The sequence below is a fragment of the Pseudoclavibacter sp. CFCC 14310 genome, assembly GCF_008831165.1.
Classification (GTDB): domain Bacteria; phylum Actinomycetota; class Actinomycetes; order Actinomycetales; family Microbacteriaceae; genus Pseudoclavibacter_A.
Genome location: NZ_WBKC01000002.1, coordinates 184,909 through 205,726 on the forward strand (window position 1 = coordinate 184,909; position 20,818 = coordinate 205,726).

Consider the following 20,818-nt stretch of genomic DNA (forward strand, 5'->3'; position numbering starts at 1 on the left):
GGCACACAGACAGAATCAGAGCGAAGACGAGGAGTCGCGTGGCGGCGAAGGGCAAGATCCAGCGTGCACGATGGAGCCAGGTGCGTCTCGCACCGATCGTTCTGCTGAGCGGCCCAGAAGACCTCTTGGCCGATCGCGCCCGACAGCTGCTGCGTGTCGCAGCGCAGCAGCAGGCGAGCGATCAGCAGCAGGAGGTCGAGTTCTCTGATCTTGACGCGCGAGAGTACGCCTCCGGCTCACTGCTGAGCGTCGCGTCGCCTTCGCTCTTCGCTCAGCCGCGTTTCATCTGGGTCGATCACCTTGAGCAGATGACCGATGCCTTTCTGAGCGATGCGATCGACTACATCGGTCAGGCCGATCCCGATGTGACCGTTGTGCTGAGGCATCGCAAAGGGGTCCGCGGCAAGAAGCTGCTGACTGCGATCCGCGATGTGGCCTCTGCGCTCGAGGTGGAGTGCGCAGAACTCAAACGCGACGATGACAAGCAGACCTTCGTGCGAGAAGAGCTGCAGCTGGCTGGTCGGCGCATCGACCCCGATGCGGCTCGGGCGCTCGTCGACGCGTTCAGCGCAGACACCACCGAGCTGGCGGCCGCCTGCAGGCAGCTCGTCGCAGACGTGACCGAGAACATCACTCGGGCTGACATCGACCGCTACTTCGGCGGGCGGGTCGAGACGACGGGCTTCGCCATCGCAGACGCCGCACTGGCGGGGCAGACCGCGAAGGCCCTGGTCTTGGTTCGACACGCCGGGCAGCAGGGCATGAACGCGGTGCCGATCGTCGCGGCGATCGCGACGAAGGTGCGCCTGATGGCCGCCGTCTGCGAGGTGCACGCCTCTCCGCAGCAGCTGGCCTCGAGGGTCGGGGGCGCACCCTGGCAGATTCGGCGTGCCCAGCAGGATGCGGCACGGTGGAATCCCGTCGAGCTGGGTCGTGCCGTGCGAGCGGTGGCCGACACAGACGCCCAGATCAAGGGGCAGTCCGTCGACGGCGGCTATGCTCTGGAGCGGCTCGTGCGCAGACTTGCGACACGACGCATCGGCAGTTGAGCGCCTGCCCCGGCGTTTGGTAGTGTAGATGCTTGGCCTGCACACCCTCGGTGTGATGTGTCCGTGTCGAACCCGACCGGGCTTACCAGAAGACTGACAGAAAGACGACAGTGGCGAACATTAAGTCCCAGAAGAAGCGCATCCTCACCAACGCCAAGCGCACTGAGCGCAATCGCGCGCTGAAGAGCGAACTGCGCACCCTCTCACGTAAGACCCGTGAGGCCGTCGCAGCAGGCGACAAAGAGAAGGCTCAGGCCGAACTGCTCATCGTCTCGAAGAAGCTCGACAAGGCGGTCACGAAGGGCGTTCTGCACAAGAACACCGCTGCGAACCGCAAGTCGAAGCTGACCAAGCAGGTCAACTCTCTCTGAGTCTGAGACCCAGGAGTTCGTGAAGGCCCGCCCCTGAGCGGGCCTTCTGCATAGCAGGCCGCAGAGAAAGAGGAGCGCATGCCCAGAGTCACCGACCAGCAGGCACGTCAGATCGTGCCAGCAGCCACCGACTCGAAGCGCATCCGCAACTTCTGCATCATCGCGCACATCGACCACGGCAAGTCGACCCTGGCCGATCGAATGCTGCAGATCACCGGCATCGTCTCTGACCGTGACATGCGGGCGCAGTATCTCGATCGCATGGACATCGAGCGCGAGCGCGGCATCACGATCAAGAGCCAGGCCGTGCGCATGCCGTGGGGTGTCGGCGATCAGGGGTATGCCCTGAACATGATTGACACGCCCGGTCACGTCGACTTCACCTACGAGGTGTCGCGTTCTCTGGCAGCCTGCGAAGGCGCCATTCTGCTGGTCGACGCGGCGCAGGGCATCGAGGCCCAGACTCTGGCCAATCTCTATCTGGCTCTTGAGAACGATCTGACGATCATCCCGGTGCTGAACAAGATCGACCTGCCCAGCGCCGACCCGGAGCGCTTCGCCGCCGAACTCGCCGGGCTGATCGGCGGCGACCCCGCCGACGTGCTGCGGGTCTCGGGCAAGACCGGCGAAGGAGTCGAAGCGCTGCTCGACGAAGTGGTGCGCCGCATTCCAGCACCGCAAGGCGACCCCGATGCGCCCGCTCGTGCGATGATTTTCGATTCTGTGTACGACGCATATCGTGGCGTGGTCACCTATGTCAGAGTCGTCGACGGCCGGCTGAACCCTCGCGAACGCGTGCAGATGCTCAGCACCAAGGCGACGCATGAGATTCTGGAGATCGGCGTCAGCTCGCCAGAGCCGAGACCGAGCGACGGTTTGGCCGCGGGCGAGGTCGGCTATCTGATCACCGGGGTGAAAGACGTTCGTCAGTCGAAGGTCGGCGACACGATCACCACACATGCCCGGCCCGCGACCGAAGCGCTGCCCGGCTATGACGAAGCCAAGCCGATGGTGTTCTCGGGGCTCTATCCGCTTGACGGCAGCGACTACCCAGATCTGCGCGAGGCGCTTGACAAGCTCAAACTCGAAGACGCCGCGCTGATCTACGAGCCAGAGACCTCGGTGGCACTCGGCTTCGGCTTCCGCTGCGGGTTTCTGGGCCTGCTTCACCTCGAGATCATCTCAGAGCGTCTGCGCCGCGAGTTCAACCTCGATCTGATCGCCACCGCACCCAGCGTGATCTACGACGTCACCGCCGAAGACGGCACCCAGGTGCACGTCACCAACCCCTCCGAGTTTCCAGACGGCAAGATCGTCGATGTGCAGGAACCGATCGTGCGTGCCACGATCCTGGCGCCGAAAGACTATGTCGGAGCAATCATGGAGCTCTGTCAGTCCCGTCGCGGCACCATGCAGGGCATGGACTATCTCAGCGAGCAGCGCGTCGAACTGCACTACACGCTGCCGCTCGGCGAGATCGTCTTCGACTTCTTCGACCAGCTGAAGAGTCGCACGCAGGGCTACGCCTCGCTTGACTATGAGCAGACCGGCACCCAGAGCGCCGACCTGGTGAAGGTCGACATCCTGCTGCAGGGTGAGAAAGTCGATGCGTTCAGCGCGATCGTGCATCGCGATGCGGCCTACGCCTATGGCGTGAAGATGACACAGCGGCTGCGCGAGCTGATTCCTCGCCAGCAGTTCGAGGTGCCGATTCAGGCGGCCATCGGCGCCCGCATCATCGCTCGCGAGAACATTCGTGCCCTGCGCAAAGACGTGCTGGCCAAGTGCTACGGCGGCGACATCTCGCGCAAGCGCAAACTGCTCGAGAAGCAGAAAGAGGGCAAGAAGCGCATGAAGTCGATCGGTCGCGTCGAGGTTCCGCAAGAGGCCTTCATCGCCGCAATCTCGAGCGACGGCGGCGGCCAAAAGGGCGAGAAGCGCAAGTGACGTTCAGCGTCTACGTGCACATTCCGTTCTGCCGGGTGCGCTGCGGATACTGCGACTTCAACACCTACACCGGCACCCAGCTGCGCGGCTTCGGCCAGAGCGAGTATGCGCAGGTGGCGGCCGACGAGGTCGGCTACGCCGCCAGCGTGCTGCGCGACGGCGATCATGCTCCCGACCAGGTCGACACGGTCTTCTTCGGCGGCGGCACCCCGACCATGCTGCCGGTCTCCGATCTCACCATGATCCTGCACCGCATCCGCGACGAATGGGGCCTGGCGCCCGACTGCGAGATCACCACCGAGGCGAACCCCGAGACGGTCGACGCCGCCGCCCTGCAAGAACTCGCCGCGGCCGGGTTCACCCGCGTGTCGTTCGGCATGCAGTCAGCCGTGCCGCACGTGCTGCGCACCCTCGACCGGGTGCATCGCCCTGAACGCATTCCACTGGTGGTGCAGTGGGCGCGAGCAGCAGGGCTGCAGGTGTCGCTCGACCTGATCTACGGCACGCCGGGGGAGTCGATGGCCGACTGGCAGACCAGCGTCGACGAGGCTCTGGCGCAGCATCCCGATCATCTCTCGGCCTACGCGCTGATCGTCGAGCCGGGCACGAAGCTGGCCCGCCAGATCAGGCACGGTGAGGTCGCCGAACCCGACGACGACCTCACCGCAGACAAGTACGAGTGGCTCGATGCCCGCATGCGTCGCGAGGGGTTCGAGTGGTATGAGCTCAGCAACTGGGCGCGCGTCGTCGATGACGACGTCGACCGACGCTGTCGACACAACCTGCGCTACTGGCACAATGACGACTGGTGGGGCATCGGCCCCGGTGCGCACAGCCACGTCGGCGACCAGCGCTGGTGGAACGTGAAGCATCCCGCGCCCTATGCCGCCCGAGTGCGCGCCGGCGAGAGCCCGGAGGCGGGCCGTGAGACTCTGGACGCCACCGCTCGCTACGAAGAGCGCATCATGCTGGGCAGTCGGCTTCGCGAGGGCATCGGCGTGGCCGAGATCGCCGCTGCGCGTCGTGACGAGCTGCCACTGCTGGCCGGCGACGGCCTGCTCGATGCGGATGCGCTGGCAGGTGGGCGAGCAGCGCTCACGCTGCGTGGTCGCCTGCTCGCCGACCGCGTGGTGGCAGATCTGATCGCATAGGTCTGGCTCGCGCCGTGAAGTCACAGGCGCGCTATGATTAGCACTCGAGGCATGAGAGTGCCAGCAGCGGAGTCAACCCGGAGGTGATTGCCATGGCGACCGAACGAGGTCTCGCGGTGCTTCAGGCGATCGTGAACGACTATGTGGCCACCCGAGAGCCGGTCGGCTCGGCGGGTCTGGTCTCTCGACACCAGTTTCACGTGTCTGCGGCCACCATTCGCAATGACATGTCGGCTCTGGAAGACGAGGAGCTCATCTCAGCGCCTCATACCTCGGCCGGCCGCGTGCCGACTGAGAAGGGCTATCGGGTCTTCGTCGACAACCTGACGCGGCTGCGCGGCATCACGGCGCCCCAACGCAGAGCGATCGAGCGGTTTCTGACTCCCGGCGAAGCCGATCTCGATGTGATGATCGAGAAGACGGTGCGTCTGCTTGCTCAGCTCACCAACCAGCTGGCCGTCGTGCGGTACCCGACGTTTTCGAGCACGCGCGTGCGCAAAGTCGACATCGTCGACGTCGAGGGTGGTCGTCTGCTCGTGGTGCTGATCACCAGTCGTGGCACGGTCGCACAGCATCACGTGACGCTGCCGGCCGGTGCGTCGACGCAGTCGGTGCGTCCTTCGGTCGTGCGCCTGCGCGCCCTCATCAACGACCAGCTGCGCGGCGTCGACCTCGAGCAGTTCGGCGACCGTGCCGAGCAGGTGCGCGAGTATGCGGCACCAGATGATCGCCCGCTCGCCGAACTGCTGCTGGGCGCGCTCGAACTGGGGGTAGAGGGCTCTCGGTCAGAGCGTCTGGTGGTTGCAGGCACCGGCAACCTGATGCGCACTGAGGCCGACTTCGACCACACCCTGGTGCCGGTGCTCGAGGCCATCGAAGAACAGGTGGCTCTGCTTCGGCTGCTCGGCGAGATGGGCGCCGAGGGGCGCGACATCACCGTGCGCATCGGCCGCGAGAACGAGCACGAAGGCCTCGAAGAGGCTGCCGTGATCTCGAGCGGGTATGGCTCCGAACAGCGCGGCGAGTACGGCAGGCTGGCTGTTCTGGGCCCGACCCGCATGGACTACCGCGCGAACATGGCGGCCGTCCAGGCTGTCGCCAGCTATCTGTCGAAGATGCTGCGATGACCGCGAACCGCACGAATCCCGCCCCTGAGGCGAACGACGACCATCACAATTGGAGACGAACAGAATGACCGATCACTACGAAACACTGGGCGTGTCTCGTGAGGCGAACCAGGATGAGATCAAGAAGGCCTACCGCCGCCTGGCGCGCAAGCTGCACCCCGATGTGAATCCCGACCCGCAGGCGGCAGAGCAGTTCAAACAGGTGACGCTGGCCTATGAGATTCTCTCGGACGAGACCAAACGCGCGCAGTACGACCGCGGCGACACAGGTGACGGGCAGTTCGGCTTCGGCGACATCTTCGACGCGTTCTTCGGCGGCGGGGGAGGCGGTCGCGGACACCGCGGCCCCAAGCCACGCCAGCAGCGCGGGGATGACGCCTTGGTGCGCATCAACGTCTCGCTTCGTGACGTCGTGTTCGGCGCCTCAGAAGACGTCGAGGTCGACTCGGCGAAGGTCTGCGAGACCTGCACCGGATCGGGCGCAGCGCCCGGCTCGTCGCCGGTGACCTGCGACTACTGCCACGGCGAGGGCTACGTTCAGCAGCAGGTGCGGTCTCTGCTCGGCAACGTGCTCACAGAGGCCGTCTGCCCGATGTGCAAGGGCTACGGAACGATCATTCCGCAGCCGTGCCCCGATTGCGCCGGGCAGGGCCGCCTGCGCTCACGCGAGACCATCACAGTGCCGATTCCGGCAGGCATCGACAACGGCGTACGTCTGCACCTCGCCGGTCGCGGTGAGGTCGGCCCCGGCGGCGGGCCCCGCGGCGACCTCTACTTCGAGGTGCACGTCGAGAACGACGAGACCTTCACCCGCGACGGCGACGACCTGCTGGCCTCACTCGAGGTCTCGATGACCGATGCGATTCTCGGCGCCAGTGCGAAGATCGAGAGCTTCGACGGCCCTCTCGACATCGAGGTCAAGCCCGGCGCACAGAGCGCTGATGTGATCACGATCGCCGACCACGGCGTCACGCACCTGCATCGCAACTCGCGCGGCGCGCTGCGAATCTCGCTGCGGGTGTCGACTCCCACCAAACTGAGCGGCGATCAGCGCCGTCTGGTCGAACAGCTGGCGAAGCTGCGCAATGACGAGGCACCACATCTGACCAGCGCAGCGAAGTCGGGGTTCCAGCGCTTCCGCAAGCGGTTCATGGGTCGCGGCTGATGCCGCTGTTCCTGCCCGAGCACCTGCTGCGCCTGGAGCTCGCCGCCGACAGTGACGAGCAGACCGTCAGCCGCACGCTCGCCCAGCTGCCCGGTCAGGCGTTTCACGATGCGGCCACCGCATCCGCATGGCAGGCGCAGCCCGGTGACCTCGTGGCCTTCTCCGGGGCCGAGGCGCACCACGCGACGTCAGTGCGTCGGCTGAAGCGAGACGAGACCCTGAGCGTCGCCGACGGCACCGGGCTCGAACTCGTCGGAGCCGTCGCCGCCACCACCAAGTCAATGCTCGCGCTGCGCGTCGAACAGCGAATCGCCCATGAGCTGGCGACGCCCTCGCTGACCCTGGTTCAGGCTCTCGCGAAGGGCGGTCGTGACGAGCTCGCGATTCAGAGTGCGACCGAGGCGGGTGTGGATGCGGTGATGCCATGGCAGGCGAAGCGCAGCGTGTCGGTGTGGCAGGGGCGCAAACTGACGACGGGGCAGGAGCGTTGGGCGTCGGTTGTGCGAGAGGCCGCGAAGCAGTCGCTGCGTGCGCGCGTGCCAGAGGTCGGCGAACCGGTGACGACGCCGCAGCTTGCGGCGGCGTTGGACGGCGCGCAGGCAGACGCAGCAGGAGGGCGGCTTGCCCTGCTGCTCGACCCAGAGGCGAAGGAACGACTGACCGCGGTATCGCTGGATCGGGCCGTCGAAGCGGCACACGGCGAGGTCATGGTGATCATCGGCCCCGAAGGCGGAACGGATCCCGCCGAACGCGACCGGCTGATGAATGCCGGGGTGATCCCAGTGCGTCTTGGCGAGAGCGTGCTGCGCACGTCGAGCGCCGGTCTTGCGGCGATCTCGGTGCTGAGCGCCCGGCTCGGCCGGTGGTGACCGGCGGGCGACTAAGATGAGCAGCATGAGCGCCGAGACACCCAGCATCTTCAGCAAGATCATCGATCGAGAGATTCCCGCCGACATCGTCGCCGAGACGGACGACCTGATCGCGATCCGCGACATCAACCCACAGGCCGAGCTGCACCTGTTGGTGATTCCCAAGAGCGCCGACTTCCGCGATGTCGTCGAGCTTGCCGAAGAACCCGAGCTGCTCGCCAAAGTGGTGAAGATGGCCGGCGATCTCGCCCGCCAGTACGCCGACGGCGAGTTCCGACTCGTGTTCAACACCGGCGCTGCCGCAGGGCAGTCGGTGTTCCATGTGCACGCCCACGTGCTCGCCGGCCCGACACTCGACGAGGGAAAACTTGCCTGACGCTGCATCAGAATCCACCCGCGGCACCGTACGAGTGCCGCTGAGCACCTCGGCGGTACGCGTACTCGGCGCCGGCGACCTGCACCTGCGTCGCATGGAAGAGCAGTGGCCCGGCCTGCGGTTTCAGGTCGACCGCGACGGCATCGAGATCAGCGGATCGGGTGAACAGCGTGATGCCGCAGCACGACTCATCGAAGGTCTGGACGCCGAGGCGCATCATCGGCAGATCACCGGAGCCGTCGTTGACGCCGTGCTGAGACAGCAGGCGTCGACTGCGCTGGGCTCTGTCATCGTCGGCGAAGGCACGCGAAGCGTTCGCCCCAAGACAGCCGGCCAGCAGCGCTACGTCGAGGCGATTGATGAGAACGTCATCGTCTTCGGCCTGGGCCCCGCCGGCACAGGCAAGACCTACTTGGCGATGGCCAAGGCCGTGCAGGCACTGCAGCGCAATGAGGTGAGCCGGATCGTGCTGACCCGGCCGGCGGTCGAAGCCGGCGAGCGACTGGGGTTTCTGCCCGGCGGGCTGCAAGAGAAGATCGACCCATATCTGCGCCCGCTCTACGACGCTCTGGGCGAGATGATGAGCCCCGAGTCGGTGCAGAAGCTGCTCGAGCTCGGCGTCATCGAGGTCGCACCGCTGGCCTACATGCGCGGCCGCACACTCAACAGTTCGTTCATCATTCTCGACGAGGCCCAGAACACCACGCCCGAGCAGATGAAGATGTTTCTCACACGGCTCGGCTTCGGCTCGCGAATGGTGGTGACCGGTGACTCCAGCCAGGTCGACCTGCCGGTGCGACGCAGCGGGCTGATCGACGCCGAGCGTGTGCTCGGCGACGTCGCCGACATCGAGATGGTGCGTCTGAGCAGCGACGACGTCGTGCGTCACGGCCTGGTCAGCGCGATCATCGAGGCCTATGACGATCGTGCGGCGGCCGCCGAAAGCCGCGGGGCACCCAGCGCGGGCGAGCCAGCCGACGCGCGGGAGCATCCGCATCGCCACACCACACAGCCAACCGCGCCCGACGAGAACGATGGGCGACGAACCACGCCGAGAGCGTCAGAAGGAGCACAGCAATGAGCGTCGAGATTCTCAACGAATCGGGCGTCACGATCGACGAGGGCCGCTTTCAGCGACTCATCACCTATGCGCTCGACGAGCTGCACGTGCACCGTGATGCGGAGCTCTCGCTGATCTTCGTCGAGGTGCCGGCGATGGAGCAGCTGCACATCCGCTGGATGCACGAACCGGGACCGACCGACGTGCTGAGCTTTCCGATGGACGAGCTGCGGCCGGGAACCTCCGATCGCCCCACAGACCCCGGGGTGCTCGGCGACATCGTGGTGTGCCCAGACGTCGCAGCCGAGCAGGCGGTGCGCGCCGGACATCCCGCTGAGCAGGAGATGCTGCTGCTGGTCACGCACGGCCTACTGCATCTGCTCGGCTTCGACCACGCCGAACCCGACGAAGAGAAAGAGATGTTCGCTCTGCAGAACGAGATTCTGATCACCTTTCTGCACAACGAGCGCATCGCGGGACGATGACTCTGTCGCTGATCCTGATCGCCGTGGTGCTGATCGGCGCCGGCGGAGTGTTCGCCGCCGTCGAGGCCGCGATCGTGACACTGCCGGTCGCTGAGATCCGCGAGATCGCCGAAGACCACCCGAAGCAGCGCAATCGTCTGCTGGCCATCGCCGCGCAGCCGCGCGAACATGCCAACACCGCGGCCTTCGAGCGTGTGCTCAGCGAGATGGGCGCTGCGGTGGTCGTGACGATCGCCCTGGTCAACGCCCTGCCGAACATGGTGCTGGCGCTCATTGTCGCGATCGTCGCCATGACGCTGGCGTCGTTCGTGCTGGTGGGCGCGTCGCCGCGCACCTTCGGCATCAACCGGCCAGAGAAGGTGCTGGTTCGCACGGCTCGTCTGATCTCGATCTCGCGTATCGTCATCGGGCCGATCGCGGTGTCGCTCTCGTCATACGGCCGCCGAACGAATCGTGTCGCCGAGGCCGATCAGGACGACGACACGCAGCTCATGCATCTGGTCGACAAGGCCGTCGAGCGCGACGTGCTCGAACAGGGGGAGCGCGAGCTGATCCATCAAGTGGTCGAGTTCGGCGACACGCTCACGCGGTCGATCATGATTCCACGCATCGACATGCGCACGCTGGATACGACGACCACGCTCGACGACGCGATGGACGTCTTTCTCGAGAGCGGCTATTCGAGGCTTCCTCTGCAGGACGAAGAGACCGAAGACGTCGTCGGGGTCGTCTACCTGCGCGACGTTGCGCGCGCGCTCTTCGAACAGGATGCCGCACGCGAGGGTCAGCGCACCGTCGAGTTCCTGGCACGTCGGCCGAACCTCGTGCCCGAGTCGAAGCCGATCGACGATCTGCTGGCTCTGATGCAGCGCACACGTCGGCACATGTGGATCGTCATCGACGAGTACGGCTCGGTGGCGGGGCTGGTCACGCTGGAAGACGTCATTGAAGAGCTGGTCGGCGAGATCAGCGACGAGCACGACCGCAACGCCTCCGAAGTCATCCGTCTGGCACCGCACCGCTACCGTCTCAGCGCGCGACTGGCCTTGGACGAGCTCGGCGACCTCTTCGACGAAGAGCTCGAAGACGATGAGGTCGATACGGTCGGCGGTCTGCTCATCAAGGCACTGGGGCACCTTCCGGCCCTCAACGAGCGCGTCGTGGTGGGTGACCTGTCGCTGACAGCCGCCAGAATCGACCCGCGAAGCCACCGCCTGCTCACCGTCATCGCCGAGCCCGCAGCAGGCGCCACGGCCAGCACGAATCGTCCGCAGACGACCGAGACCACACTCGAGCGCGCCCAGAGTCAGCGCGGCGCCTCCGACACCGAGAGAGACCGATCATGACCGATTCCGCCGAATCACCCGTTCAGCCTGACTCCGAGGTCAGTGCGTCGGCCGTGCCAGAGGCCGCGACCGCATCAGCAGCAGACCGTCATCCCGACTTCCATGCCGGCTTCGTGGCCTTCGTCGGCCGCCCCAACGCGGGCAAGAGCACCCTGATGAACGCGCTCGTCGGCGAGAAGGTCGCCATCACCAGTGCCAAGCCGCAGACGACACGACGGGCGATCCGCGGCATCCTCACTGCCGATGCCGGACAGATCGTCGTCGTCGACACACCTGGTCTGCACCGCCCGCGCACGCTGCTGGGGCAGCGGCTGAACGACATCGTCGAGGCCGAGCTCGACGGCGTCGACGTGGTGTGCGTGTGCCTGCCGGCCGACGAGGCAATTGGCCCGGGCGACCGGCGGATCATTGAGCAGGTCGGGCGACATCCACGTGCCAAACGCGTCGCGCTGCTGACGAAGACCGACCGGGTGCGGCCCGATGACGTGGCCGCCCGGCTGATCGAGATCGATGCGCTGGCCGAGTGGGCGACGCTGATTCCGGTCTCGGCAGTGACCGACGACCAAGTGGATGTCGTGCGCGACGAGCTGATCCGTCTGCTGCCCGCCTCGCAGCAGCTCTACGACGCCGAAACCCACACCGAGGACTCAATCGAGGTGCGCGCCGCAGAGCTCATTCGCGAGGCGATGCTCGAAGACGTGCGCGACGAGCTGCCCCATTCGCTGGCGGTGGTCATCGATGACGTCGAGGCCCCAGAGGCTGAGGGCGGAGTCACCAAGATCTACGCCAGCGTCTTCGTCGAACGGGACTCGCAGAAGGGCATCATCATCGGCAGAGGCGGGCAGCGGCTGAAAGCGTTCGGCACCGCGGCGCGCAAGCAGATCGAACAGCTGATCGGCGGCCGCGTGCATCTCGATCTGCGGGTGAAGGTCGCCAAAGAGTGGCAGACCTCGCCGAAGCTCCTCGATCGCCTCGGATTCTGAGCGCTCGGGGTCTGCTATGCTGATGCGCATGCGTTCGGTGCAGCTTCTTCTTAGCCGCCGCGGCGAGTCTTAGATTCTAAGACCTTCCTCGCCGCGGAGTTTCGTCGTGGTCTTGACACGCAAGTCTCGAGGAAGAGAAGCACAATGGAAAACCGCCAGCAGCCCAGCGGCATGCACACCGACAAGTACGTTCCCTATCACCAGCAGTTCTCCGTCGAACTGCCTGATCGCACCTGGCCCGATCAGCACTTCACGAAGGCCCCGCGCTGGTGCGCAGTCGACCTGCGCGACGGCAACCAGGCTCTGATCGATCCTATGGATCCCCACCGCAAGCGCGTGCTCTTCGATCTGCTGGTCGAGCTCGGGTTCAAAGAGATCGAGGTCGGCTTCCCCTCTGCCAGCCAGACCGACTTCGACTTCGTGCGGTCTCTGATCGAAGACGGAGCGATTCCCGACGACGTGACCATCCAGGTGCTGACGCAGGCACGTGAGCACTTGGTGCACCGCACCTATGAGGCGCTGCAGGGTGCCAAGCGCGCCGTCGTCCACTTCTACAACTCGACCTCCGTGCTGCAGCGCGATGTCGTCTTTCACAAAGACCGCGCCGGAATCATCGACATCGCCGTCTCAGCAGCGCAGCTGTGCAAGCGACTCGAGGGGGACATCCCCGACACCGAGATCACGTACGAGTACTCGCCAGAGTCGTACACCGGCACCGAGCTCGACTTCGCCGCCGAGATCAGCAACCGCGTCATCGAGATCATCGATCCCACTCCTGAGCGCCCGATGATCCTGAACCTGCCCTCAACCGTCGAGATGACCTCGCCGAACGTCTACGCCGACTCGATCGAGTGGATGGGACGCCATATCGACCGCCGTGACTCGGTGCTCATCTCGCTGCACCCGCACAACGACCGCGGCACCGGTGTCGCTGCAGCCGAGCTGGGCTTTCTCGCCGGCGCCGATCGCATCGAAGGCTGCCTGTTCGGCAACGGCGAGCGCACCGGCAACGTCGACCTGGTCACCCTGGCGCTGAACCTGTTCACGCAGGGGGTCGATCCCGAGCTCGACTTCAGCGACATCCCGCGCGTTCGACGCATCGTCGAGTTCTGCAACCAGCTCGATGTGCACGAGCGCACGCCCTATGGCGGCGATCTCGTGTTCACGGCGTTCAGCGGCTCGCATCAGGATGCGATCAAGAAGGGCATGGAACGCATGCAGGCCGACGCCGATCACGTCGGCAAAGACTTCAACGAGATTCCGTGGGCGGTGCCCTATCTGCCGATCGATCCGAAAGACATCGGCCGAGACTACGAGGCGATCATCCGCGTCAACTCGCAGTCGGGCAAGGGCGGCGTCGCCTATCTGCTGAAAGCCGATCACAACCTCGATCTGCCGAAGCGCCTGCAGATGGAGTTCTCGTCGGTCATCCAGCACAAGACCGACTCCGAGGGCGGCGAGGTGAGCAGCCCGCAGATCTGGTCGATCTTCTCGGACGAGTACCTGCCGGCCGACGACCGGGGCAACAAGTGGGGCCACTACGAGCTGCTCGGTCTGAGCACCACCTCTGAGATGACCGGTCAGGTGCACATCGAGGCGAACATCCGCCGCGGCGACGAGCGCAGGCAGGTGGGCTCCACCGGCAACGGCCCGATCGACGCGTTCGTCAACAGCCTGCGCGACGCGGGAGTCGACGTGCAGGTCGAAGACTACGTCGAACACGCGCTGAGCTCGGGCCGTGACGCCGTGGCAGCCGCCTACGTCGACGCCAGCGTCAACGGGGTGCGTCTGTGGGGCGTCGGCATCGACGCAGACAGCTCGACAGCGGCTCTCAAGGCCGTGGTCTCGGCTGTGAACCGCGCGATCCGAGCTGAGACGGCAGACGCAGAGCGCGAGCCGGCCACCGCATCCGCAGGAGCCTGACCCCGCGTGCCCCTGTATCGTGATGAGGCGGTCGTGCTGCACACCCATGACTTGGGCGAGGCAGACCGCATCATCACGATGCTGGCACGCCACCACGGGCGGCTGCGAGCGGTCGCCAAAGGCGTGCGCCGCACCTCGTCGAAGTTCGGCGCACGCCTCGAGCCTTTCAGCGTCGTCGACCTGCAGTGCTTCGAGGGGCGCACTCTCGACACCGTCACCCAGGCCGTGACCTTGGCAAACTTCGGTGCGGCCGTCGCCGGCGACTACACGAAGTACACTGCGGGCACCGTGATGCTCGAAGCCGCCGAACGGCTCAGCGCCGAGACGGCGAACCCGGCGCTCTACCGACTGACCGTCTCGGCACTGCGGTCGCTGGCCCGCGGCGAACACGATCCCGTCTCGACCGCAGACGCCTTTCTGCTGCGTGCGCTGTCGCTCTCTGGGTGGGCGCCGTCGTTCGCCGACTGCGCACGCTGCGGCGCACAGGGGCCCCACCGACTCTTCTCGGCCGTCGCCGGCGGCATGGTCTGCGACACCTGCGCTCCGAGCGGCTCACTCGCCGTCGAACCGCGCACCCTGGAGGTGCTCGCAGGGCTGCTCTCGGGCGTCTGGGAACTGGTCGACGGCGACAGCGACGACGACGCACTCGCGCGATCACGGGCACACGAGGTCACCTCGAAGTACACCCAGTACCACCTGGAGCGTCGTGTGCGTTCCCTGCGTCACCTCGACGGTCAGAGCACGTAGAATCAGAGCGCTATGACATCCTCAGCTGATTCGAAGCCCGCCATGCTGCCGCTGGACTATGCCGGCGGGCAGCCGCCGAAGATCCCCGCGAGGTTTCTGCCGGCGCATGTCGCGATCGTCATGGACGGCAACGGGCGGTGGGCGAACCAGCGCGGTCTCACCCGCACCGAGGGGCACCGGGCCGGCGAAGAGGCGCTGCTCGACGTCGTCGCCGGGGCGATCCAGATGGGGGTGAAACATCTCTCTGTGTATGCCTTCTCGACCGAGAACTGGAAGCGCTCGCCCGACGAGGTGCGCTTTCTGATGGGCTTCAACCGCGATGTGCTGCACCGGCGGCGCGATCAGCTGCACGCCTGGGGTGTGCGCGTGCGCTGGGCTGGCCGGCGCCCGAAGCTCTGGCGCTCGGTCATCAAAGACCTCGAGATCGCCGAAGAGCTGACCCGAGACAACACCGTGATGGATCTGACGATGTGTGTGAACTACGGCGGGCGGGCCGAATTGGTGGATGCCATGCGCGCGATGGCCGAAGAGGTGGCCGCCGGTCGGCTGCGTCCGCGCGGCATCACCGAACGCACCATCGAGCATCACCTGTCGACCTGGCCGGTGCCCGACGTCGATCTCTTTCTGCGACCCTCGGGCGAGCAGCGCACCTCGAACTTTCTGCTCTGGCAGTCGGCCTATGCCGAGTTCGTCTTTCAGGACGTCCTCTGGCCCGACTTTCGGCGGGCGAATCTGTGGGATGCCGTGGTCGAGTACGCGCATCGCGATCGCCGGTTCGGGGGCGCGGTCGATCATCCCACCGAGGCGTCGGGGGAGCGAACGGTCGAGGCTCGCCCGGATTCTGTGCCGGGCGTCTAGACTGGAGAACGGGTGCCTGCGTGCGCCCAAGCCCTTTCGACCGCGGTCGTGTGACGTGCCAGCCATGTCTCGATCTCGGCGACAGTCAATGAATCAGGAGTGCGTGTGTCCAAGTCATCCCGTCTCGATGCGGTCATCTCACTCGCGAAGCGTCGCGGGTTCGTCTTTCCCTCTGGAGACATCTACGGAGGCACGCGTTCCGCATGGGACTACGGCCCTCTCGGCGTCGAGCTCAAAGAGAACATCAAGCGTCGCTGGTGGGACGACTTCGTGCGCGGCCGCTCCGACATGGTCGGTCTCGACTCGTCGATCATTCTGCCGACCAAGGTGTGGCAGGCGTCTGGGCACGTCGAGACCTTCACCGACCCTCTGGTCGAGTCGCTGCACACGCACAAGCGCTATCGTGCCGACCATTTGATCGAGGCCTACACCGCGAAGCACGGTCACCCGCCTGTCAACGGCCTCGCCGACGTGAATGATCCTGAGACGGGTCAGCCAGGCGCATGGACCGAGCCGCAGCAGTTCTCGGGGCTGATGAAGACGTACCTCGGCGCCGTCGACAACGAGCAGGGTCTGCACTATCTGCGCCCCGAGACGGCTCAGGGCATCTTCGTGAACTTCGCCCACGTCGTCACTGCCGCGCGCAAGAAGCCGCCGTTTGGCATCGGCCAGATCGGCAAGGCATTCCGAAACGAGATCACGCCCGGCAACTTCATCTTCCGCACTCGCGAGTTCGAACAGATGGAGATCGAGTACTTCGTCAAGCCAGAAGACGCCGACGAGGCGTTCAAAGCCTGGGTCGAAGACGCCTGGAACTGGTTCGTCGACCTCGGCATCGACCCGGCCAACCTGCGCCGGTTCGACGTGCCAGAAGACGACCGCGCACACTACTCGACCGGGACGATCGACGTCGAGTACAAGTTCGGCTTCGAGGGCGGCGAATGGGGCGAGCTCATGGGCATCGCGAACCGCACTGACTTCGATCTGAAGAACCACACCGAGGCTTCGGGCAACGACCTCAGCTACTTCGACCAGGCCACCGGCGAACGCTTTATCCCGTACGTCATCGAACCGTCGTTCGGACTGACCCGCTCGCTCATGGCGTTCCTGGTCGACAGCTACGACGAAGAAGAGGTGCCGAACGCCAAAGGTGGCACCGACAAGCGCACCGTGCTGCATCTCGACCCGCGTCTCGCGCCCGTCAAGGTGGCCGTGCTGCCGCTCTCGCGCAACGAGAAGCTCTCGCCCGAGGCACGGGGGCTGGCCGAGCGCCTGCGCAAGCACTGGAACGTGCAGTTCGACGACTCCGGCGCGATCGGCCGTCGCTACCGTCGCCAAGACGAGATCGGCACGCCCTTCGCCGTGACCGTCGACTTCGACACCCTCGACGACCATGCCGTGACCGTGCGCGAACGCGACTCGATGACGCAGGAGCGGGTGTCGCTCGACCAGATCGAAGGGTACCTGGCACAGCGGCTGATCGGCGCGTGACCGTGCCCCGCTCTCAGCGCGAGCAGCCGCAGCCACTCGGCTGGCAGCACCAGCCATTGGGCTGGCACTGGGAGTGGGTGCGGCCCGAGCCTCTGCAGTTTCACCGCCTGCAGCTGAGTCTGCCCAACTACCGCTGGTGGCGGCCTCTGCTGACAGTGCTGCTCGCGGTGGTGTACTACCTCGTGCTCTCGGTGCTGCTGTTCGTGGTCTACGGCATCGCGATGTTCGCAAACAGCCGCAGCGGCCTCGCCGGTCTGGAACAGCTCGACACCTCTCGCGTCACCGATCCGATGACGCTGTCGCTGCTGCTCGTCTCGGTGATACTGATGGCGCCGGCCGTGCTGCTGGCCTGCCTGTCGACCGGTCTGCGACCGTGGCGGCATATGCTCTCGGTCACCTCACGCATCCGCTGGCGGTGGATGCTCTGGTGCGTCATGCCTGCCGTCGTCACGTTCGTGGGCACACAGGTGCTGGTCTCTGTGCTCACGATCATCGCGTCGCTCACGACGGGCGGCATCTCAGACCATGAGGCGAGCGCGCTGTCGAGCACACATGGGTGGGTCGGGTGGCCGACCTACGCCGTGCTGCTCGGCATGATCATCGTGCTCGTGCCGCTGCAGGCGGCCACCGAGGAGATCGTCTTTCGAGGGCTCATTCTGCAGACCGTCGGCGGCTGGGTGCGTCGGCCGTGGGTGGCGGCCATTCCCAGTGTGCTGCTGTTCACGGCAGGCCACGGCTATGGTTTCTGGGGGCAGCTGAGCATCGTCGTGTTCGCCGTCACAACGGTCTGGCTCACGATTCGCACTGGCGGGCTCGAAGCCTCGATCGCGCTGCACGTGGTTAACAACGTGCTGCTGTTCGTGGTGCAGGCCACCGGCATCACAGGTGACGACACGCTTGAGGGCTCTGCTGACACGCCGATCGTGCTGTTCCAAGAAGTGATCCTCTGCGGCTCGTTTCTCTGCTGGGTGCTCATCGCGGCGCGTCGTCGTCGCATTGACAACAGGTTTCATCCTGCGCCGCACCCGGTGCCCGTGTGGCACGGAGCGCAGCCGACGTTCGCCGCGCAGCCGCCGTTCGCAGCGCAGCCGCCGTTCGCAGCGCAGCCGCCGTTCGCAGCGCAGCCGCCGTTCGCAGCGCAGCCGCCGTTCGCAGCGCAGCCGACCGATGACACCGTCTCTATCCGAACCCTTCAGCCGTCGACCGACGGCGATGACGAACAGCATCCCCCGATGCAGAGAACACAGAAGTAGCGCATGACAGAACATCTCACCGCTTCGGCCGATGCCCGACCTGCGACGCAGACGCGCGCAGAACGACGGAACGACGCCGCATCCGCACCAGCAGACGTGCCTTCGGCCACTCGGGGCCTGCAGATCGGCCGCCTGCACGTCGACACCCCGGTCGAGCTCGCACCGATGGCAGGCATCACGAACCGGGCGTTTCGGCATCTTGCCCGCGACTATGGCGGCGGCATCTATGTCTGCGAGATGATCACGACGCGTGCCCTCGTCGAGCGCAACGCCGAGACGATGCGCCTGATCACGTTCGACGACGATGAGTCGCCGCGGTCGGTGCAGCTCTACGGCGTCGATCCGAAGACCGTGGGCGAGGCGGTGCGCATGATCGTGGCCGAAGACCTCGCCGATCACATCGATCTCAACTTCGGCTGCCCAGTGCCAAAGGTGACCCGCAAAGGCGGGGGAGCGGCTCTGCCCTGGAAGCACGACCTCTTCGCCTCGATCGTGCAGACCGCGGTGCGCAGTGCGGGCGATCTGCCGGTGACGGTCAAGATGCGCAAAGGCATCGACAACGATCACATGACTTTCGAGTGGGCCGCGAAGGCAGCCCGTGACGCCGGTGTCGCAGCGGTGGCGCTGCACGGGCGCACGGCGGCCGAGCACTACTCGGGGCATGCCGACTGGTCGGCGATAGCCCGCCTGCGCGAGATGCTTCCCGACGTGACGGTTCTGGGCAACGGCGATATTTGGTCGGCCGAGGATGCGATCCGCATGGTGCGTGAGACCGGCGTCGACGGCGTGGTCGTCGGTCGCGGCTGCCTGGGGCGACCATGGCTGTTCCAAGACCTGGAGCGGGCGTTCGCCGCGTATGCCGCCGACCCGACGAGGCCGAGCTACGAGTATCAGCCCGCGCAGCCGAATCTGCGAGAGGTCGGGCAGGCTCTGCTGCGGCATGCGCGTCTGCTGGGCGATTTCTTCGACGACGAGATGCACGCCTGCCGCGACATCCGCAAGCACGTCGCCTGGTACTTCAAGGGGTATCCGGTCGGCGGCGAGCTGCGCCAGCGCATGGCCCTGGTCGAGACGTTCGGCGAGCTCGAAGACCTGGTGGGGCAGCTCGACGCAAGCGTGCGCTACCCGGGCAAAGACGCCGAGGGGCCGCGTGGTCGCGCCGGTCGCCCGAAGCGTCCGCACCTGCCCGAGCACTGGCTTGAGTCGAACCTGCTCGACGCCGAGCAGTCGTCCTGCCTGCTCGAGGCCGAACTCGACGTGAGCGGCGGCTGATCGCATGAGCGAAAGTGAGACCGGGGCGCGCGACAGTCGCGCGGCTGCCACGGTGGCGGTCACGTCGTCGGGGCGCTTGAAGCGGGCGAAGTACTCCAAAGCCGACCGGGAGCGCTGGTACCCAGAGACCCACACGAACCGCCGCGGCGACTTCGAACGCGATCGAGGTCGAATGATCCATTCCTCGGCTCTGCGCCGGCTGTCGGCCAAAACCGGTGTGTTCTCGCCGACCGCAGGCCTCGACTTCGTGCGCAACCGACTGACGCACTCGCTCGAGGTCGCCCAGGTGGGTCGCGAACTCGGCAAGTCGCTCGGGCTGAACCCCAATCTGGTCGACAGCGCCTGCCTCGCCCACGACTTCGGACACCCGCCGTTCGGACACAACGGTGAGATGGCCCTGGCCGAGTGGTCAGTGCGCTTCGGAGGCTTCGAGGGCAACGCGCAGACGCTGCGGCTGCTCACCCGCCTTGAGACAAAGCGCATGGTCGACGGAGTCAGCTACGGGCTCAACCTGACGCGTGCCACGCTTGACGCCACCGCGAAGTATCCCTGGGGCGTCGAAGAGGGTGTGCGCCGCGCCGACGAGACCGGGGGCCCGCTGAAGTACGGCGTCTACGCCGACGATCTGCCGGTCTTCGAATGGCTGCGAGCCGGGGCGCCCGCAGGGCGGCGGTGCATCGAGGCGCAGGTCATGGATCTCAGCGACGACATCGCCTACTCGGTGCATGACTTCGAAGACGGCATCGTCGAGCGCTATGTCGACCCTGAGATCATCAACGACCCGCAGCATCTCGACGAAGTGCTGCGCGGAGCGATGATCTGGACGGGCACACGGCACTCGCCAGACGAGCTGGCCGCTGCGCTGCATCGTCTGCAGCGGCTGCCGCTCTGGCTCTGGAACTGGAGTGAGAGCCGCGAGCATCTCGCCCAGCTCAAAGATCTCACCAGCGAGCTGATCGGCCGGTTCTGCCGATCAGTCACTGAGGCCACCCGTGCCGCACATCCAGTCGGCAGCCTGATCCGCTACCGCGCCGACGTCGAGCTCCCGGCCGCGACCTCAGCCGAGATCACCCTGCTGAAAGGCATCGTGGGCATGTTCATCATGGCCTCCGACAGCCTGCAGCCGTATTACGAGCGGCAGCGTTCGATGCTGGCGGCGCTGCTCGACGCGCTGTGGTCGACTGGGGACGCACATCTCGAGCCCGCCTTCCGCGAGCTGTGGCGAGCGGCACCCGACGACGACGGGCGTCGGCGTGTCGTCGTCGATCAGGTGGCGATGCTGACCGATCTTTCGGCCGAGCACTGGTACGCACGTTTCGTCGAGGGATAGCCGCGCCTCGTCGAC

Annotated in this window: 19 protein-coding genes; all 19 read left to right on the plus strand. The window is 65.9% G+C overall.

Annotation, left to right across the window (positions count from 1 at the left end; all coding sequences use genetic code 11):
* Positions 1–38: 38 nt before the first annotated feature.
* The 19 genes from holA to F8O06_RS04640 all read left to right on the plus strand — a co-directional run bounded on the left by holA (position 39) and on the right by F8O06_RS04640 (position 20,803).
* Positions 39–1,049, plus strand: coding sequence for a DNA polymerase III subunit delta (gene holA / locus F8O06_RS04550; RefSeq protein WP_225733401.1), 1,011 nt, complete (start codon positions 39–41; stop codon positions 1,047–1,049).
* Positions 1,050–1,159: 110 nt separating this feature from the next.
* The gene (gene rpsT, locus F8O06_RS04555) at positions 1,160–1,420 is read left to right on the plus strand and encodes a 30S ribosomal protein S20 (RefSeq protein WP_158031224.1); all 261 of its coding nucleotides are present in this window, start codon (positions 1,160–1,162) and stop codon (positions 1,418–1,420) included.
* Positions 1,421–1,498: 78 nt separating this feature from the next.
* Positions 1,499–3,367 carry a translation elongation factor 4 gene (lepA, locus tag F8O06_RS04560; protein WP_158037730.1) on the plus strand — a complete coding sequence of 623 codons (1,869 nt, stop codon included), beginning with the start codon at positions 1,499–1,501 and terminating at the stop codon, positions 3,365–3,367.
* Positions 3,364–4,518, plus strand: a complete 1,155-nt coding sequence (hemW, locus tag F8O06_RS04565) for a radical SAM family heme chaperone HemW (RefSeq protein ID WP_158037731.1) — start codon at positions 3,364–3,366, stop codon at positions 4,516–4,518. The genes lepA and hemW overlap by 4 nt, the downstream gene beginning before the upstream one ends.
* A 92-nt stretch (positions 4,519–4,610) precedes the next feature.
* Positions 4,611–5,645 (plus strand): heat-inducible transcriptional repressor HrcA, encoded by a 1,035-nt coding sequence (hrcA, locus tag F8O06_RS04570; RefSeq protein WP_158037732.1) that lies wholly within the window; start codon positions 4,611–4,613, stop codon positions 5,643–5,645.
* A 64-nt stretch (positions 5,646–5,709) separates the two neighbouring features.
* Complete coding sequence (dnaJ, locus tag F8O06_RS04575) at positions 5,710–6,810, plus strand: molecular chaperone DnaJ (RefSeq protein WP_158031228.1); 1,101 nt, start codon at positions 5,710–5,712, stop codon at positions 6,808–6,810.
* Positions 6,810–7,679: a 16S rRNA (uracil(1498)-N(3))-methyltransferase gene (locus F8O06_RS04580; protein WP_158037733.1), complete on the plus strand. Its 870-nt coding sequence runs from the start codon at positions 6,810–6,812 to the stop codon at positions 7,677–7,679. The genes dnaJ and F8O06_RS04580 overlap by 1 nt, the downstream gene beginning before the upstream one ends.
* A gap of 25 nt (positions 7,680–7,704) precedes the next feature.
* Positions 7,705–8,055 (plus strand): HIT domain-containing protein, encoded by a 351-nt coding sequence (locus F8O06_RS04585; protein WP_158037734.1) that lies wholly within the window; start codon positions 7,705–7,707, stop codon positions 8,053–8,055.
* Positions 8,000–9,136: a PhoH family protein gene (locus tag F8O06_RS04590; RefSeq protein WP_158037735.1), complete on the plus strand. Its 1,137-nt coding sequence runs from the start codon at positions 8,000–8,002 to the stop codon at positions 9,134–9,136. The genes F8O06_RS04585 and F8O06_RS04590 overlap by 56 nt, the downstream gene beginning before the upstream one ends.
* Positions 9,133–9,600 (plus strand): rRNA maturation RNase YbeY, encoded by a 468-nt coding sequence (ybeY, locus tag F8O06_RS04595; RefSeq protein WP_158037736.1) that lies wholly within the window; start codon positions 9,133–9,135, stop codon positions 9,598–9,600. Before F8O06_RS04590 ends, ybeY begins: the two co-directional genes overlap by 4 nt.
* Positions 9,597–10,946 carry a hemolysin family protein gene (locus F8O06_RS04600; RefSeq protein WP_158031233.1) on the plus strand — a complete coding sequence of 450 codons (1,350 nt, stop codon included), beginning with the start codon at positions 9,597–9,599 and terminating at the stop codon, positions 10,944–10,946. The genes ybeY and F8O06_RS04600 overlap by 4 nt, the downstream gene beginning before the upstream one ends.
* Positions 10,943–11,929: a GTPase Era gene (gene era / locus F8O06_RS04605; RefSeq protein WP_158037737.1), complete on the plus strand. Its 987-nt coding sequence runs from the start codon at positions 10,943–10,945 to the stop codon at positions 11,927–11,929. The genes F8O06_RS04600 and era overlap by 4 nt, the downstream gene beginning before the upstream one ends.
* A 144-nt stretch (positions 11,930–12,073) precedes the next feature.
* On the plus strand, positions 12,074–13,852 hold the full coding sequence (gene leuA / locus F8O06_RS04610) for a 2-isopropylmalate synthase (protein WP_158037738.1): 1,779 nt from the start codon (positions 12,074–12,076) through the stop codon (positions 13,850–13,852).
* A gap of 6 nt (positions 13,853–13,858) precedes the next feature.
* On the plus strand, positions 13,859–14,599 hold the full coding sequence (gene recO, locus F8O06_RS04615) for a DNA repair protein RecO (protein WP_158037739.1): 741 nt from the start codon (positions 13,859–13,861) through the stop codon (positions 14,597–14,599).
* A gap of 12 nt (positions 14,600–14,611) precedes the next feature.
* The gene (locus tag F8O06_RS04620) at positions 14,612–15,457 is read left to right on the plus strand and encodes an isoprenyl transferase (protein WP_158037740.1); all 846 of its coding nucleotides are present in this window, start codon (positions 14,612–14,614) and stop codon (positions 15,455–15,457) included.
* 105 nt (positions 15,458–15,562) lie between these two features.
* A complete protein-coding gene (locus F8O06_RS04625) occupies positions 15,563–16,948 on the plus strand; it encodes a glycine--tRNA ligase (protein WP_158037741.1) in 1,386 nt (461 codons plus the stop codon).
* Positions 16,945–18,201: a CPBP family intramembrane glutamic endopeptidase gene (locus F8O06_RS04630; RefSeq protein WP_158037742.1), complete on the plus strand. Its 1,257-nt coding sequence runs from the start codon at positions 16,945–16,947 to the stop codon at positions 18,199–18,201. The genes F8O06_RS04625 and F8O06_RS04630 overlap by 4 nt, the downstream gene beginning before the upstream one ends.
* Positions 18,202–18,204: 3 nt before the next feature.
* The gene (gene dusB, locus F8O06_RS04635) at positions 18,205–19,473 is read left to right on the plus strand and encodes a tRNA dihydrouridine synthase DusB (RefSeq protein ID WP_158037743.1); all 1,269 of its coding nucleotides are present in this window, start codon (positions 18,205–18,207) and stop codon (positions 19,471–19,473) included.
* Positions 19,474–19,477: 4 nt separating this feature from the next.
* On the plus strand, positions 19,478–20,803 hold the full coding sequence (locus F8O06_RS04640) for a deoxyguanosinetriphosphate triphosphohydrolase (protein WP_158037744.1): 1,326 nt from the start codon (positions 19,478–19,480) through the stop codon (positions 20,801–20,803).
* The last annotated feature ends 15 nt before the right edge of the window (positions 20,804–20,818 follow it).